The sequence below is a fragment of the Mesorhizobium hunchu genome (genome assembly GCF_040081975.1).
Lineage (GTDB): Bacteria > Pseudomonadota > Alphaproteobacteria > Rhizobiales > Rhizobiaceae > Mesorhizobium > Mesorhizobium hunchu.
The window spans coordinates 57,763-72,930 of the sequence record NZ_JBEBMG010000011.1; the positions used below are offsets into that span (position 1 = coordinate 57,763).

The 15,168-nt window shown below is 68.2% G+C and carries 12 protein-coding genes; 5 read left to right on the top strand and 7 right to left on the bottom strand.

Translation table 11 applies throughout. The features are described 5' to 3' along the window. The first annotated feature begins 26 nt into the window (after nucleotides 1-26). Genes ABMA46_RS17655 through ABMA46_RS17670 form a run of 4 tightly spaced genes read left to right on the top strand, consistent with a single transcriptional unit; the run spans nucleotide 27 to nucleotide 4,525 of the window. The gene (locus ABMA46_RS17655) at nucleotides 27-1,523 is read left to right on the top strand and encodes a COG4223 family protein (protein ID WP_349001312.1); all 1,497 of its coding nucleotides are present in this window, start codon (nucleotides 27-29) and stop codon (nucleotides 1,521-1,523) included. Nucleotides 1,524-1,530: 7 nt separating this feature from the next. Further along, nucleotides 1,531-3,192 (top strand): heme biosynthesis protein HemY, encoded by a 1,662-nt coding sequence (locus ABMA46_RS17660; protein WP_349001313.1) that lies wholly within the window; start codon nucleotides 1,531-1,533, stop codon nucleotides 3,190-3,192. A gap of 42 nt (nucleotides 3,193-3,234) precedes the next feature. After that, the gene (locus tag ABMA46_RS17665; protein WP_349001314.1) at nucleotides 3,235-3,717 is read left to right on the top strand and encodes a tellurite resistance TerB family protein; all 483 of its coding nucleotides are present in this window, start codon (nucleotides 3,235-3,237) and stop codon (nucleotides 3,715-3,717) included. A 37-nt stretch (nucleotides 3,718-3,754) separates the two neighbouring features. Then, complete coding sequence (locus ABMA46_RS17670) at nucleotides 3,755-4,525, top strand: glutamine amidotransferase (protein ID WP_349001315.1); 771 nt, start codon at nucleotides 3,755-3,757, stop codon at nucleotides 4,523-4,525. On the opposite strand, the gene ABMA46_RS17675 is transcribed toward ABMA46_RS17670, so the two are convergent. The 7 genes from ABMA46_RS17675 to ABMA46_RS17705 form a co-directional block, all read right to left on the bottom strand. Further along, on the bottom strand, nucleotides 4,466-5,707 hold the full coding sequence (locus tag ABMA46_RS17675; RefSeq protein ID WP_349001316.1) for an MFS transporter: 1,242 nt from the start codon (nucleotides 5,705-5,707) through the stop codon (nucleotides 4,466-4,468). The genes ABMA46_RS17670 and ABMA46_RS17675 overlap by 60 nt on opposite strands. A 190-nt stretch (nucleotides 5,708-5,897) precedes the next feature. Then, the gene (locus ABMA46_RS17680) at nucleotides 5,898-7,664 is read right to left on the bottom strand and encodes an alpha/beta fold hydrolase (RefSeq protein ID WP_349001317.1); all 1,767 of its coding nucleotides are present in this window, start codon (nucleotides 7,662-7,664) and stop codon (nucleotides 5,898-5,900) included. Then, a complete protein-coding gene (locus tag ABMA46_RS17685) occupies nucleotides 7,661-10,204 on the bottom strand; it encodes a glycoside hydrolase family 2 protein (RefSeq protein WP_349001318.1) in 2,544 nt (847 codons plus the stop codon). The genes ABMA46_RS17680 and ABMA46_RS17685 overlap by 4 nt, the downstream gene beginning before the upstream one ends. A gap of 56 nt (nucleotides 10,205-10,260) precedes the next feature. Then, nucleotides 10,261-11,259, bottom strand: a complete 999-nt coding sequence (locus ABMA46_RS17690; protein WP_349001319.1) for a DUF1839 family protein — start codon at nucleotides 11,257-11,259, stop codon at nucleotides 10,261-10,263. A 1-nt stretch (nucleotide 11,260) separates the two neighbouring features. Beyond that, nucleotides 11,261-12,184: an amino acid--[acyl-carrier-protein] ligase gene (locus ABMA46_RS17695; RefSeq protein ID WP_349001320.1), complete on the bottom strand. Its 924-nt coding sequence runs from the start codon at nucleotides 12,182-12,184 to the stop codon at nucleotides 11,261-11,263. Between the two features lies 1 nt (nucleotide 12,185). After that, nucleotides 12,186-13,391: an acyl-CoA dehydrogenase family protein gene (locus ABMA46_RS17700; RefSeq protein WP_425475765.1), complete on the bottom strand. Its 1,206-nt coding sequence runs from the start codon at nucleotides 13,389-13,391 to the stop codon at nucleotides 12,186-12,188. A gap of 4 nt (nucleotides 13,392-13,395) precedes the next feature. Continuing rightward, a complete protein-coding gene (locus ABMA46_RS17705) occupies nucleotides 13,396-13,641 on the bottom strand; it encodes an acyl carrier protein (protein WP_349001321.1) in 246 nt (81 codons plus the stop codon). A 303-nt stretch (nucleotides 13,642-13,944) separates the two neighbouring features. Here ABMA46_RS17705 and ABMA46_RS17710 point away from each other — a divergent pair, with 303 nt between their 5' ends. Beyond that, on the top strand, nucleotides 13,945-15,153 hold the full coding sequence (locus ABMA46_RS17710; protein ID WP_349001322.1) for an amino acid ABC transporter substrate-binding protein: 1,209 nt from the start codon (nucleotides 13,945-13,947) through the stop codon (nucleotides 15,151-15,153). Nucleotides 15,154-15,168: the final 15 nt, after the last annotated feature.

The window sequence follows — 15,168 nt, forward strand, 5'->3', positions numbered from 1 at the left end:
GGCCGGGACGAGAAGCGGAGCCAAGCATGGTCAAGACGCCGAAGACGCGGCATTCGAAGAACCGCCGGGATCCGGTGACCATCGAACTGGAGCCCGGCGAGGTCTCGCGCATCGACGAGACAGGCGCACAGGCGCAGGCTTCGTCTGATGCGCAGGCTTCGACCGCGGCAACTGCCGAGACCGGGAAGCAACCGCCGGAGGCGGTGGAGGATTCTCCCGCGCAGGAAGCCATGCGCGCCGAAGAGGCAGATTTCGAGCCCTGGGAGCACGACGAAGCCGCGCGCGTCGCCGCAGAACATGAAGAAGCGCAGGCCGAAAGGAGCGGCGGCGAAGCCCACGCCCGCGCCGCTTCGCCCCACGCGTCCGGTTACGGTTTCGACGACACGCCGCCGCCCTCCCCCGCCTCGAGCGCACCCGAGAGCGAGTCCCCCGCAAGCAGTCATGACACCGACGCTGCCGCGACCGCATCACAGCCTCCCCGGCGCAAAGGCGGCGGCATCGGCACTGTCGCGGCCGGCCTGATCGGCGGCGCCGTCGCCCTGGCGGGCGCCGGCGTGCTGCAATATGCCGGCGTGATCGGCGCGCCGGGCGCCGTGGCCACGAATACCACCGGCATCGACGACCAGATCGCCGACCTGCGCGGCCAGTTGACCGCGCTGAAAAATGCCGGCGACGGCGGCCTCGGCATGAAGGTCGACAATCTGTCCACAGCCCTCGACCAGGTGAAGACGGATGTCGCCGCACTGCAGTCGGCGAGTGGGTCCGGCGGGTCCGGCGGTGACAACCAGACCGTATCGGCGCTCTCCGACAAGGTCGCGGACCTTGAAAAGGCGGTCGAAGCTGCCGGCCAGAACGGCGCGGGCGCACCCGCCGATCTCGGCCCCGTCAACGAAAAGCTCGCCGCGCTGGACGCGCTGGTGAAGTCCGCCGGCGCGGCCTCGACCGCGCAGGAGAGCAAGCTGTCGGCACTCGAACAATCGGTCTCGCAGCTTTCGGCCAAGGTGGACGCGCAGGCCTCGCAACCCAAGATCGCGCTGGCCATCGCCGCTTCGGCGCTCAAGTCCGCGCTCGATCGCGGCGGTCCTTTCGCTGCCGAGCTCGACACTTTCGCGGCCATCACGCCAGACGCGCCTGAAATCGCCGCGCTGCGTCCCTATGCCGACAAGGGCGTGCCGACGCGCGCGGAGATCGCCGGCCGGATGAGCGAGGCGGCGAACGCGATGGTGGCGGCCGCCGAGCCGGTGGACGCAAATGCGGGGGTGTTCCAGCGCCTGCTTTCCAGCGCCGAATCGCTGGTCAAGGTGCGCCCGATCGGCGCGGTCGAAGGCAAGGGCGTTCCCGAGACGGTGGCGCGCATGGAAGCGGCCGTCAGGCAGGGTGATTACACCAGGGCGCTGGCCGAATACGACACGCTCCCGGATGCCGTGAAGGCGGCCGGCGCCGGTTTCGCCGAAAAGCTCAAGGCGCGGCTCGATGTCGAGTCTCGGATCGATGCGCTGATCTCCGGCGCGATGAAGGGTTGAGGACGACATGATCCGCATCCTGCTCTTCCTTCTCGTCGTCTTCGCGCTCGGCCTCGGTTTCTCCTGGCTGGCCGACCGCCCAGGCGACATGGTCGTCACCTTCAGCGGCTACCAGTACGAGGTCAGCCTCATGGTGGCCGCCGTCGCCGTCGTGGCGGTCGTCGCCGCCGTGATGATCGTCTGGTGGCTGGTGAAATCGATCTGGAACAGCCCCTACGCCATCGCCCGCCATTTCAGGACCCGCCGGCGTGACCGCGGCTATCAGGCGCTGTCGACCGGCATGATCGCCGCCGGCGCCGGCGACGCGGCGCTGGCGCGCAGGAAGAGCAAGGAGGCCGCCAAGCTGATCAGCTCCGACCAGGAGCCGCTGATCAACCTGCTCGACGCCCAGGCCTCGCTGCTGGAGGGCGACCACGAGACGGCGCGCGCCAAGTTCGAGGCCATGCTCGACGATCCCGAGATGCGGCTGCTCGGCCTGCGCGGTCTCTATCTCGAGGCCGAGCGGCTCGGCGACCGCAATGCCGCCCGCCATTACGCCGGCCGCGCGGCCGCCGCCGCGCCCCAGCTTGCCTGGGCCGCCGATTCGACCATCGACGAACTGGCGGAGCGTGGCGACTGGGACGGAGCGCTGAAGCTCGTCGAGGCGCAGAAATCGACAAAGCAGATCGAGCGCCCCGTCGCGAACCGGCGCCGCGCCGTGCTTTTGACCGCCAAGGCCGAAGCACTCGCCCGGACCGATCCAAGCGGCGCCCGCGCGGCAGCGCTCGAAGCCAACAGGCTCGAACCGGATTTCGCGCCGGCCGCGGTTGTCGCGGCGAAGGCGCTGTTCGACAACAACGACGTGCGCAAGGGCGCCAAGATCCTCGAAACGGCATGGCGGGCCGAGCCGCATCCCGAGATCGCCGAGCTTTATGTTCATGCCCGGCCGGGCGACGCCGTGCGCGACCGGCTGGCGCGCGCCCGCAAGCTGCAGGACATGAAGAAGAACCACGCCGAATCCTCACTTGCGGTGGCGCGCGCGGCGCTCGACGCGCATGACTTCGCGCTGGCCCGCCGCGAGGCCGAGGCGGCGATCCGCATGGACCGCCGCGAGGGCGCCTACCTCCTGCTCGCCGACATCGAAGAGGCCGATACAGGAGACGAGGGCAAGGTGCGCCAGCTTCTGTCGAAGGCGGTGCGCGCGCCGCGCGACCCGGCCTGGGTAGCGGACGGCGTCGTCTCCGAGCGCTGGGCGCCGACCTCGCCCGTCACCGGACGACTGGACGCCTTCGAATGGCGCGCGCCGGTGGAGCGTGTCGGCAACCTGATCGAAAACGCAGGGGACGGCGACGAGCCGGCGAAGCCGGCCTTGCCCGGCCCGGCGCCGGACATCCGCAGCGGCGAAAAGACCGAAACCATTGTTTCCGGCCCGAAGAAGCCCGACACCCGGCCCCCGGCTCCTATCGTCGTGGCGGGACAGGCCGACGCCGACACGCCGGCGAAAATCGTCGAGGCCGACGCGGTCACCGCCCCCGCTTCCGAAAAAGCGACGGACTCCGTGCCGCTCGATCTCCCGGTCGAGGACCTGCCGGACGAAACGGACAAGCGCCCGCCCCTGCCCGACGATCCCGGCGTCGAGCCGCAGGATGAGGAAACCGAAACGACGCCGCGCCGTTTCCGTCTTTTCTAACGCCTCTACGGGACGATCCCCCTGAAACCGAAAGCAGCCTCTATGTTCGACCGCGTTCTCTCCTTCCTCAAGGACCTGCCGAGTGGCGGCCCGGCGCACCGCTCCGGCGACGACGATCCGCGCGTTGCGGCGTCCGCCCTGCTCTACCATGTCATGAATGCCGACGGCGTCCGCCAGGACGCGGAATGGGAGCGCTTCAAGGCCATCCTCGGCGAGACCTACGGCGTGTCGGGCGCCGATCTCGAGCAATTGGCGCAGGCCGGCGAGAAGGCCGACAACGAGGCGATCGATCTCTACGCCTTCACCAGCGTGCTCAAGCGCCATCTCGACGCCGATGCCCGCAAGGCCTTCATCGGTCTGATGTGGGAGATCGTCTATGCCGACGGCGAGCTCAACGAGATGGAAGACAACGTCGTCTGGCGCGTGGCGGAGCTGATCGGCGTCGAGCGCCGCGACCGCGTCGAGGCGCGCCAACTCGCCGCTTCCCATGCTCCCGGCGCGCGCGGCGTTGCGGACGACGAATAGGCCGTCTACTTTTTTTCATATGTCCCCGAATTTTCACATGTCCTCGAATCAGAAGCCGAAGATTCTCGTCGTCCTGCACCAGGAAAACTCCAGTCCCGGTCGCGTCGGCCAGCTTCTGGTCGAGGAAGGGTTCGCGCTCGACATCAGGCGCCCGCCTCTTGGCGACGCCCTGCCGGATACGCTGGACGACCATGCCGGTGCCGTCATGTTCGGCGGCCCGATGAGCGCCAACGACGAGGAGGAATTCGTACGGCGCGAGACCGACTGGCTGGCGGTGCCGCTGAAGGAGAACCGGCCGTTCCTCGGCATCTGCCTCGGCGCGCAGATGCTGGTCAATCATCTCGGCGGCAGGGTCGAGGGGCATGGCCAGGGGCTGGTCGAGATCGGCTGGTATCCGCTCAAGGCGACCGAGGAAGGCCGCAAGCTCATGCACTGGCCAGAGATGGTGTACCAGTTCCATCGCGAGGGCTTTTCGCTGCCGCGCGACGCGACCCTGCTGGCCACTTCGGAGACCTATCCGAACCAGGCGTTCCGCTACGGCGGCAATGCCTGGGGCATCCAGTTCCATGCCGAGCTGACGCGGGTGATGATGCACCGCTGGGTGGTGCGGGGTGCGCACCGCTTCGAACTGCCGGGCGCGCAGCCCGGCCGCGATCATCTCGGCGGCCGGCTGATCTGGGACATGCACCTGAAGCGCTGGCTGGGCGAGTTCCTCGCCACCGTTTTCGGCAGGCCGGAGACGGTCTGGTCAGACGCGTCCGTTCAGGTGCCGCACCTTGCGCAGGTGCGGGAACAGCACCGCCCATAGGCCGGCGACGCAGACCGCGCCGACGCCGCCCACCACCACCGCCGGCACGGTACCGATCAATGCCGCCATGGTGCCGGCGCGGAATTCGCCGACCTCGTTGGAGGCGCCGACGAACACCTGGTTGACCGCGTTGACCCTTCCGCGCACGGCATCCGGCGTCCACAACTGGATCAGGGTTTCGCGCACATAGACGCTGATCATGTCGGCGGCGCCCATCAGCGCCAGCATGACGATCGACAGCCACGGAATGGCCGAGACGCCGAAGACAATCGTCAGCGCGCCCCACAATACGACGGCGACGAGCATGAGGATGCCGGCATGGTCGCGGATCGGATGCCCGGCGAGCCACAGCGCCACGCAGATCGCGCCGACGCCGGGCGCCGAGCGCAGCATGCCGAGCCCCCAGGGGCCGAGCACCAGGATGTCGCGCGCATAGACCGGCAGCAGCGCCGTGGCGCCCGAAAGCAGCACGGCGAAGAGGTCGAGCGAGATGGCGCCGAGCACGATCTTCTCGCCCCAGATGTAGCGGAAGCCGGCGAACAGCGTCTCCAGCGTCGGCCGGTCGGTCCCGGTGCGTTGCTTCGGCTGCGGAATGGCGAAGATGAGCAGGGCCGCGCCCAGCATCAGCACCGCCGCCGTGCCATAGGCGATCTCGGACGACAGGCCGTAGAGCAGGCCGCCGGCGACCGGCCCGACGATCGTCGCGGTCTGCCAGGCGGACGAATTCCAGGCGATGGCGTTGGCAAAATCCTCAGGCGGCACCAGATTGGCGACCAGCGAGGACGAGGCCGGGCCGAAGAAGGCGCGCGCGATGCCGAAGACGCCGAGCACGGCGAAGATCGGCAAAGGGCTGGCGAGCCCGTGCAGCGTCAGCGCCAGCAGCGCCAGCGCGCACAGCGCCTCGAGCAGGGTGGCGAGCCACATCACCAGGCGCCTGCCGAAACGGTCGGCGACGACGCCGGTGACCAGCACCAGCAGCAATGACGGCAGGAACTGCACGATGCCGACGAGGCCGAGATCGAAGGGATCGCGGGTCAGGTCGTACATCTGCCAGCCGACCGCCACGGAGACGATCTGCGCCGCGAACGTGATGAGGAACCGCGACGCCCAGTAGTTGAGGAACGGGCGATGGCGGAAGGCGGTGAAACGGCTATCGGATGAAGTCTGGGATTCGTCTGTCATGAAATCGGCCCCGGCGGCGATCGGCGGGGCACTTCCATAGTGGCGCTGGTCCGAGCGAGGCAGGCCTTAGCGCATATTCTCGCGTCGCGCTTGCAAAAAATCCGCTGGTGCAATCATTTTCGGCCTCGGACGTCGGTGGACGGGTCACGGAACGGCGGGCGAAGCGCCCGTCCCGCCGACGGCGAGCCGATCACGAGGCAAGCAGCGACGGCTTTGCAGTCGCCCGCGCCGCGCCGCGACGAGCCGCGCCTCCCCTCCCGCCGCCATGCTCGATCAGCCGCGCGATGACGGTGCGCCTGGCATGATGGGACGTGAGCGTGTGATCCGCATTCGGCAGCATGACCCGCGTCACGCCGGGCATGGCGGCAAGCCGCGCGCCATCCGGGCCGAAATGGCGGGCGATTTCCTCAAGGCTCAGATCGCCTTCCGACGTCACCATGAGCACAGGCACGCCGCGGCCGCACAGGTCGCGCATCCAGCGTTCGACCCTGCCACGACCGGAAAGAGACGCCGGATTGAGCAGCGACAGCGCCGACTTCACGGCCTCCAGTGCGCGCCGAACCAGCGCTCTGGCACCCCGCGCCGCGAGCGATTTCCAACCCCAGTCAGTCTCTGCGGCGGTCCCCTCCGCGCCATCGGCCTGCCGGTTCCTGCCCATGCCGGCCCTGGAGGTCCCGTAAGCCTTCCAGACCGCAAGCTCCAGCGCATAGGAACTGTTCCAGGCGAAGCAGAGCGGGTTGATCATCGTCAGCCTGCACACGCGCCGATCCGCGCGCGCGGCATGGAAAGCCTGGAAGGCGCCGGAACAGGTGCCGACGAGGCCGACCGACGGGAACCCGGCCTTCTCCATCCAGTCGATCGCGCGGATGATATCGGCCCCGGCGCGCATGTCGTAGAGAAAAAGACGCTCTTCCTGCGGATCGCCGCTGAGACCCAGTCCCGGCAGGTCGATGCGCAGCGAAGCCACGCCTGCGGCCGCCAGTTCGCGCGCCGCCTCCACCGTGCCGCGCGCCCACCCGACATGCGGCACGCCGCCGGCATTGAGTAAGATCACGGGGTCGGCCGCGCCGGTGCGGCCGAGCGGCCGGCACAGGACCCCGCAGATGAGCGGCGCCGGGCCGATCGCCACGGGCTCCTCGATGTAGTGCGGACCGCACAGGGCTTCGCGCCGGCCGTTGCCGAGCGTGGTTCCGCCGGCGCCGGCGATCGACAGGGTCGACAGCCAGCCGGCGCAGCGTTCGAGCATGGCCACCGGGATGCGATTGGCGGTCGGGTCGCACATCAGCAGGTGATAGTCCTGGAACGCCGTGACGCTCACCTCCCCGGCGCCGTCGCCCCTGATTTCGGCGACCATCAAAGGCTTGCCGTTCGTTGCCACCAGCATCGGCAGGGACGGCAGGGCTGCGATCGACTGCCGCCGGTCCAGCGCCGCCAGGTCGGCCAGCGTCTCGTCCGACAGGCGGAAACCGGCGACCTCGCGCCCCTCGGCGAAACCCGTTTCACCGCTGACAAGCGGTGCATCGATCATCCGCGACATCACCGTCATCTCGCGCACATAGGCCTTGCCGGAAGCGGGCGGCGCCAGCAGCGCCAGGCCCGCAACGTCATTGCGCCCTGCGGCGGCCAGAGGCGCCAGCAGCGCGCCCAGCCGGAAGCCGACGAGCACGACATCGGCCACGCCGCTGTCCCGCTTCAGCCGGTCGATCGCCGCGCCGATGCTGGCGATCCAGCTCTCAACCTGGCCCGTCGTCGAATGATCGCCGGCGGCGTTGCCGCAACCCGGATAGTCGAACAGCAGGGCCGGCAGGCCCGCCGCGGCCGCCCGGTCCGACAGCAGCCGCAGGAAGCGGCGGCTGCACAGATCCTCGTGGCCATGCGCGCCGGCGATGACGACGCCGCGCTTGCCGACCGCTTCGTTCAGCCAGCCGATCGTATCAGCGAAGACGACGGGCTTCATGCCACGCTCCCAACAGGGTCTAATACCTGCGCGCCTTCCGCTTCCTCCACCTGCCGCGCCTCGTAGACCGCATCGCGGTCACCGTTCAGCGCCGTCACCACGCCGGAAGGCCGCGCCGACAGCGGGCCGGAAAGGCGGATTTCCTTTCCGGTGCCCGGCATCAGGTGGAAATTGGTCTCCTCCGGAGCGAACCGGTCGTCCCGGACGGACACATGGTACGCCGCGCGCTTGCAGGACAGCCGAAGGTGCCAGCCGTCACGGCGGCGCACCGGCTCTGCCGTCAGGCCGATGTCGCGTCGCGCCGTGATCGCGCCGGGCAGCACGTGGAAAGCCTCGGCCAGGATCTCGCCGTCGCCGCCTTCCAGCCGCGCCACGCTCACCTCATGCCCCGCCGGCCCGAAGCGGTAGGCGTAGGAAATGTCGAAGAAGGCGCCGAGCAGCGAGAAGGCCGACAGCGACAAGCCGCCATGCGCGGCGACGCTAACCGGCCGGCGCGCCGCCACGACCGGGGTGACGCCATCGCGCAGGCAGGTCAGCGACAGCGTTGCCTCAACCGTGTTCGGCGTATCGTTGACGACATGCACGTCCAGCCCGTTGACGCCCTCGTCCGACAGGACGAGCCTGAGCGGCGCGAAGGCGCGCTTCATCGCATGCCAGACCGATTTCGGCCTTCCGGTGGAATCGACCGCGCCCCAGCCGGCGCCGGGCCTGATATCCTTCCAGAAGAACATCAGCGCACCGGCAGTCGGCGAACCCGGCCTGCGCCATTCGTCGATCGTGCGCTCCACCACCTCGGCCGTGACGGCGCGCGACAGGTCGAGATAGCGCGTCGGATCCTCGGTGCGCAGCCGGCGCGCGTCGACAGAAAACAGCGCCTCCAGATAGTGCTCGCGCACGTCCTCGAAATCCCACGACACGCCGGCGTCGCGCGGCACGCCCGCCTTCCAGCGCGGATCGTGCACCGGCGGAACCGGCAGATGCGCGTCCAGCGTCGCCTGCTCCGGCACGTTGGCGAAGGCGAGGCACTCACTGGCGAAGCTCACCTCGGCGCGGCGTGCGTCCTCCAGCGGTCGGCAATAGGCGCCGACGCCATAATAATGCGTCGGCCCGCCATCCGCCGCGAAGGGCAGGCTGCCGCCGGACGGCGACGACGGGACGAGGACGAGATCGGGCCGCACCGCCTCCGCCGCCGGCCGCACCACCGTATCGAACCAAGGCGTGGCGTCCATCGACACGGGCATGCCCATCATCGCCGCCTGCTGCGCCACTTCCGAGCCGCCGCACAGCACGGCCAGCGACGGCGAATGCCGCAGCCGCCCGAGCAGGCCCTCGACCTCACGCGCCAGCGAGGCGCGCCACGCCTCGTCCTTCGCCGGATAATCGAAATTGGCCAGCATCAGGTCCTGCCAGACCAGGATGCCCATCTCGTCGCAGAGGTCGTGGAAGGCGTCGCCCTCATAGACGAACGTGCCGCCGACGCGCAGCATGTTGACGCCGGCCCGCCGGACCTGCTCCAGATCCCGCTCGATATCGCCGCGCGCGCACGGCAGCCGCACCGGATCAGACGGCGTCCACACCGCGCCGCGGCAGAACACCGGCACGCCGTTGACCAGCAGCCGGAAATCGCGCCCGTCGGCGCCGCGATCCGCCTCGATGCGGCGGAAGCCGACGCGGCCGAGCCGGGTCCGCACCGCGCCCAGTGTCAAGAACACGTCGTGCAGCGCCGGTTCGCCGTGGCTGTTCGGCCACCAGGGCGCGACATCGGCGATGTCCAGTTCGGCCGTCAGACGCGTCGGCGTCTCGGCCATCAGACGCGTCGGCGTCTCGGCCGTCAGGCCGGCGCTTGCGCCAGCGCACGAGACGATGGCCGGCCCCTCCAACGGCTCGGCCAGCGTGACCGCGACCGAAAGACGCCCCGTCGTGCCGTCGAGGTCGGCGCGCAAGGCGGCATCGATCACGCGCTGCCCGCCGCTGTCGCGGATCAGTTTCACCGGCCGCCACGGGCCGACGACGTCGAAGCGCGGACACCAGCCCGGCATGTGGCCGATCAGCGTGGTGCGCACCAGTCTCAGCCGCTGGTCGTCGATCATGCGCGGCTTCCAGCGCGCGCGCTGGCCGGTCACGGTTTCCAGATGACGGTCGAGGCTGCGGAAGGCGATGGCCAGTTGCTCGCCGCCTGCAAGCGTCACGCTCGCCTCGTGGCGTTCGAACATCGAGGTTGAGGAAAACAACAGCCTGTCGTCCAGCCAGACTTCGGCGACCGTCGCCAGCCCCTCGAACACCAGCCGCACCGGCCCGGCGGCGTCGAGCCGGCAGCGATACCAGACATCGCGGTCGTGCAGCGGCATCGGATCGCTGCGATCCCAGCGGCCATGCGCTTCCAGCGTCGCGGCCGCCGTGCCGGGGCATGCCGCCTCCAGCCATTCGCCATCTCCGTCCAGGGCCGACGGGGAGGCCCACGCGCCGGCCTCGCAGACGGCCATGCGCCAGCCCCGGTCCAGCAGTTCCACACTGTCGGCCATCGACACCGTGGCGTCCATTCACCCACCCATGCTCATGCGCGCAACGCGCTCACGTTGAAGCATCTTGAGGCGGCCTACGCCGCCCTGGACGCGACGCCCGCCATGCGGTCGTCCAGCACGTCCATCACCGTTTTCCAGGCACCGGCCATTGGCGCGATGGCGTCGGCCAGGCCGTCGAAGCGCCGGCGGGCCATGGCGCGCGCCAGCTTGAACTGCATGACCTTGGCGCCCTCGGCGATCGCTTCCGCCGCCTCGACGGCTTCGCCCAGCGCGGTGACGCCGCTCTCGCCCAGCCAATCGAGATGGCTAGCGAGAAGCTCGAAATTCGCGCCGACCTGCCTGAGCGTATTGAAGGCGTAGGTATGGAAATAGTCCGGCGACCGCTGAGCCAGGGCTTCGGCATGGCTGGCGAAAACGGCGGCATAGGCCTCCAGCGGATTGCGCTGCGGCCGCCGACCGAGATGATGCGAAAGCAACCCCACCGCCGTCGCGACCGGATCGTGGACCGGGCGCGTGGCGTCGAACTTGACGAATTCGGAATAGGGAAACAGCGGCAGGCCGCCGGCCGGCACGCCGTCCCATTGGCCGAAGATGCCGTCGTAATCCTCGCCGTCCAGCGCGAAATAGCCGTCATTGTGGAAGTAGGCCATCCGGCGCGACGCCGGATCGAGCATGTTGATGCCGACCGTCGTCTTGGAATGGCCGCTGCGGTAGGTGATGCCCTTCGTGTCGGGCAGGTAGAATGAGTCGATCTCGATCAACGGCAGCCGGCCGCGTTCGATCTGGGCGGCGACATGCACATCCAGCCGGTCGAACACCGCCAGCTCCTGGATGTCCAGCCCGGCCAGTTGCTGGAGATCGGCCGTCGGGAGCTTGAAGAAGGTGAACTGGTCGCCCTCGAAATCCTGCGCCACCGTGAAGCCGAGCGCCGCGACGGGATCGTGCCCCGTCGCGTGCAGCACCTCGATCAGCAGATCGACATAGCAATTGGTCTGCGGCCAGCGCCGCTCCGGATGATGCAGCCGGTGCGGGCGATAGGCTGCCGGGTCGAGCCCGGCGATGGCGCACTTCATCTCAATCGCCCCACAGCACGTTCCGCACCGAGGCCGGCCATGCCTCGACGTCGGGACCGTGATGGCGGAACAGCGCCAGCGCCACGCGCTCCAGCCCGAAGCCGACGCAGGCCGAATGGCAAAGCTCGCCGTCGGCGAACTGCAGGCCCCAGGTCTGGCCGAAATGGTCCTGGTGATAGTTGAAGGACAAGCAGGCCGTCGGCTTCTCGATGCTGGTCACCGGGATCAGCAGCTCGAACTTCAGCCCCTGGTCGCGCTGGTTGTTGGCCATCATCTTGCCGCCGCGCCCAAAGAACGGGTCGTTGGCGAGATCGACCTCGCAGGGCAGGTCGAGCGATTCGATCATCGCCTTGCCGCGATCGAGCCAGCTCTGGCGGAAGGCGCGCACCTGATCGGCCGTGCCGATGCGCACGAATTCGCGCATACGGAAAAGCTGCATGCGCGCCGGGTCCTTGGACGGCTCGTGGCGGAAGCAGTAGGAGGACAGCTCGAACAGTTCGCCCTCCGGCTGCACCGGGCCGCGCGCCGCCACGGTCGGATAGAGCGGATAGCAGGCCGCCGGCGTCAGCGCGACGTTCGTCGCCTTCTGCAATTCGGTCCAGTCGCCGCCGTCCGCCATCATGCCGAGAAGCTGCGCGTGCTCGCGCTCGCCGCCCATGAAGGAATGCACGCAGCCGGCAAGCTGCGGGAAGCTCTTCATGTAGCCGCTCTTTTCCAGCGTCGCGCGGCTCATGCCCGGCGGGAAATGGATGCGGGTCGCCTTGTCCGGCGCGCCGAGGCGCGTCACCAGCTTCTCGAAACGCTCGATCACCTCCTCGAAGACGCCGGAGCGGCCGTAGAGGCCGTCCACGCCGGTCTCGAACAGGATGCCGTTGTCGAACAGATTGTCGAGCAGGCTCTTTGCGTCGAAAGTCTTTGCGTCCATCTCAGCCTCCCAGGCCGGTGTCGAAGCGGCTCATCAGCATGAGCGTCGCGGTGTTGGAAAGGATGCGGTCGTTGGAGATCATCACCGGCGCCGACGTCACGTCGCGCAGGTGCCGCCCGACCGAGAACGGGGTGCCGTTCTTGTAGCCGAGGATGCCGTTGACCAGCATGGCGATGCGCACCACCGCGCCTGCCTTCTCGCTGGCCGCGACCTTGAGCGCGTTGATCTCGGCGGCGAAGCCGATCGAAGACAGCGCGTCGTCGTCGCCCTTCGCCGCATCGAAGCGGTGGATGGCGGCGGTGAGGTGGCCCTTCATCTCCTGCAGCAGCGCCGCGCCCTCTGCGAGCCGCAGCGCGCCGGGCGGCAGGGAACCATCGGCCTGCTTGCGCGCCGCCGCCTTGACGAAGGCCTGCGCCCGGTTGAAGGCGTCGGCGGCGATGCCGAACCAGGTCGCCGCCCAGAAGATGTGCGACGACGCCAGCATCGACTGCGCCGCGATCTCCGAGAACGGCTTCGGGAAGATCTGCGCCGCGTCGCCCTTGGCGACCAGATGGAATCCGTCCGAACAAGTGCCGCGCATGCCGAGCGTGTCCCAGACGGAGGTGCGCTCGATCGTGCGGTTTTCGTCTGCCGGGATCACCACCATCACCTGATCCGAGCTTGCCGCGTCGGGCGCCCGCCGCGCCGTGGCGAGGATGGCGTCGGCATAGTTGCCGTAGGAGATGACGGTGGCTTCCTTGGTCAGCGCGAAACGGCCGTCCGCCACCTCGACCGCGCAGATCGAGTTGCGCAGATTGCCGCCGATGCCGGCTTCCGTCGTGGCGGAGGCCATCAGGAGCTGCTCGGCGGCGATACGGCGCATATAGGCCAGGTGCCAGTCGCTCGCGCCGCCATGGGTGACGAAGCTCGACGTCTTGATCTGGTGCATCGCGTAGATCATCGCGCTGGAGCCGCAGGCCTGGGCGAGCTGGACGATCAGGTCGGCGATCTGCATCGTGCCGAGTCCCTCGCCGCCGTGTTCGGCCGGGATCGCGATGCCGAGCAAGCGCTCGCGCTTCAGGGCTTCGATGGTTTCGGCCGGAAAGCGGCCTTCTCTGTCGACCGTATCGACATGCTGGGCGGCGACCTCCGCCACGCGCTTCATGCGCTCCGCCGGCGTCCGGTCGACTGTCTCCGACCCGGCTTCGATCTTGCTGACGACGTTCATGATCTCAGGCCGCCTGCCGCGTAAGCTGCGACACCGCCTCGGCGACGTTCTCGAGCGAGGAGAAGGTGCGCCGCGTCAGCATCGCCTCGGGGAACTCGATGTCGAACTCCTCCTCGAGCGCCAGCATCATCTGCACCGAAGCGAAGGAGGTCAGGCCCGCGTCGTAGAGGTTTTCGTCGTCGGCGATGGCGCTGAAGTCCAGCGGAATCATAGGATGCTGCGCGAGCAGCGTACGGATACGGTCGATCATGGAAGCCCACCCTGGCGTTGTCATGCTTGTTCAGGCGGGCACTATCGCCGAGGCATGGCAACCGCGGCGTTAACGGCGGAAAGGCAGTTTCGGCGAAGGCTAATGATCGGTAAGCGCGAATACCGAAAGTTTAAGCAAAGACAACTGGACTCCCGGCCGGTCAGCCACTACGAGCCATTACTCGACGAAGTGACTAGGCTCCGCCGAACCCGCGAACGTTGACAACCACGGCCGCGCGGGCCAGCGTAAAACAAAATCGACGCGGCAACCCGCGATCGAAGACATGCTCAGGGAGGATAATTCATGCCAAGCAAAGCGATCTCCTTTTCCGGCCTGCTGGCCGGCGTGGCTCTGGCGCTCGCCATCACGCCGGCTTCGGCCAAGGACATAGTGCTCGGCGCCTCGGTCCAGCTCACCGGCTCGTCCGCCAATACCGGACGCTACTACAAGGACGCCTACGAGTTCGCGGTCGAGAAGATCAATGAGGCCGGCGGCGTCAAGGTCGGTGGCGAGCAGGTCAAGCTCGCCCTCAAGATCTATGACAACCAGTCCGACGTGAACCTGAGCGTGCGCCAGTACACGCAGCTCGTCTCGCAGGACAAGGTCGACTTCCTGCTCGGGCCGTTCGCCTCCAACTTCGCGCTGGCCGATTCGGCCATCTCGGAGAAGTACCAGATCCCGATGATCCAGGGCGGCGGCGCGTCCGACCAGATCTTCTCGCGCAACTTCAAATACATATTCGGCACGCTCGCGCCTGCCAGCAACTATTTTGGCTCGACCGTCGAGATGCTGAAGGGGCTGGATCCGGCGCCGCAATCGGTCGCGCTGCTTTATGCCGACGACGCCTTCGACGTGTCGGTGGCGGACGGCACCCGCAAGCTGCTCGACGACGCCGGTCTCAAGACCGTCATGGACGAGAAGTACAGCTCCAACGCCAGCGACTTCAACTCGCTGCTGTCGCAGATCAAGAGCAACGGCGCCGAAGCGGTGCTGGTCGCGGGCCACGAGACCGAAATCCTCAACTTCGTGCGCCAGGCCAAGAGCCTCGCCGTCGCGCCGAAGATGTATTCCTTCACCGTCGGCGTGCCGTCCGAGGACTTCCGCAAGGCGCTCGGCGCCGACGCCGACTACGCATACGGCATGACCGCCTGGCTGCCTTCGGCCGACAACAAGGACAAATGGTTCGGCGATGCTGCCCAGTTCGCCGACGCCTACAAGAAGAAGTTCGGCTATGATCCGGATTACCACGCGGCCTCCGGCGCGGCCGATGTCGAGGCCTTCGCCCAGGCGATCGAGGACGCCGGCGGCACCGATCCCGCCAAGGTGCGCGACGCCATCGCCAAGCTCTCCTTCGACAGCCTCTACGGCAAGATCGCCTTCGCCGAGAACGGCCAGATCGACCTGCCCCAGACGGTGATCCAGGTCCAGGACGGCAAGGTCGTCGACGTCTACGGGGCCAACGGCGTGATCAACAAGCCGAAATATCCGATGCCCGCCTGGAACGCGCGCTGACCTGAGCGGCCCGGC

Excerpts from the sequence above, each read along its gene's own strand:
- ABMA46_RS17655 (WP_349001312.1), top strand. The coding sequence starts at position 27 with ATGGTCAAGACGCCGAAGACGCGGCATTCGAAGAACCGCCGGGATCCG.
- ABMA46_RS17700 (WP_425475765.1), bottom strand. The coding sequence starts at position 13,391 with ATGAACGTCGTCAGCAAGATCGAAGCCGGGTCGGAGACAGTCGACCGG.
- ABMA46_RS17675 (WP_349001316.1), bottom strand. The coding sequence starts at position 5,707 with ATGACAGACGAATCCCAGACTTCATCCGATAGCCGTTTCACCGCCTTC.
- ABMA46_RS17710 (WP_349001322.1), top strand. The coding sequence starts at position 13,945 with ATGCCAAGCAAAGCGATCTCCTTTTCCGGCCTGCTGGCCGGCGTGGCT.
- ABMA46_RS17660 (WP_349001313.1), top strand. The coding sequence starts at position 1,531 with ATGATCCGCATCCTGCTCTTCCTTCTCGTCGTCTTCGCGCTCGGCCTC.
- ABMA46_RS17690 (WP_349001319.1), bottom strand. The coding sequence starts at position 11,259 with ATGAAGTGCGCCATCGCCGGGCTCGACCCGGCAGCCTATCGCCCGCAC.
- ABMA46_RS17670 (WP_349001315.1), top strand. The coding sequence starts at position 3,755 with ATGTCCTCGAATCAGAAGCCGAAGATTCTCGTCGTCCTGCACCAGGAA.
- ABMA46_RS17705 (WP_349001321.1), bottom strand. The coding sequence starts at position 13,641 with ATGATCGACCGTATCCGTACGCTGCTCGCGCAGCATCCTATGATTCCG.
- ABMA46_RS17680 (WP_349001317.1), bottom strand. The coding sequence starts at position 7,664 with ATGAAGCCCGTCGTCTTCGCTGATACGATCGGCTGGCTGAACGAAGCG.
- ABMA46_RS17695 (WP_349001320.1), bottom strand. The coding sequence starts at position 12,184 with ATGGACGCAAAGACTTTCGACGCAAAGAGCCTGCTCGACAATCTGTTC.
- ABMA46_RS17685 (WP_349001318.1), bottom strand. The coding sequence starts at position 10,204 with ATGGACGCCACGGTGTCGATGGCCGACAGTGTGGAACTGCTGGACCGG.
- ABMA46_RS17665 (WP_349001314.1), top strand. The coding sequence starts at position 3,235 with ATGTTCGACCGCGTTCTCTCCTTCCTCAAGGACCTGCCGAGTGGCGGC.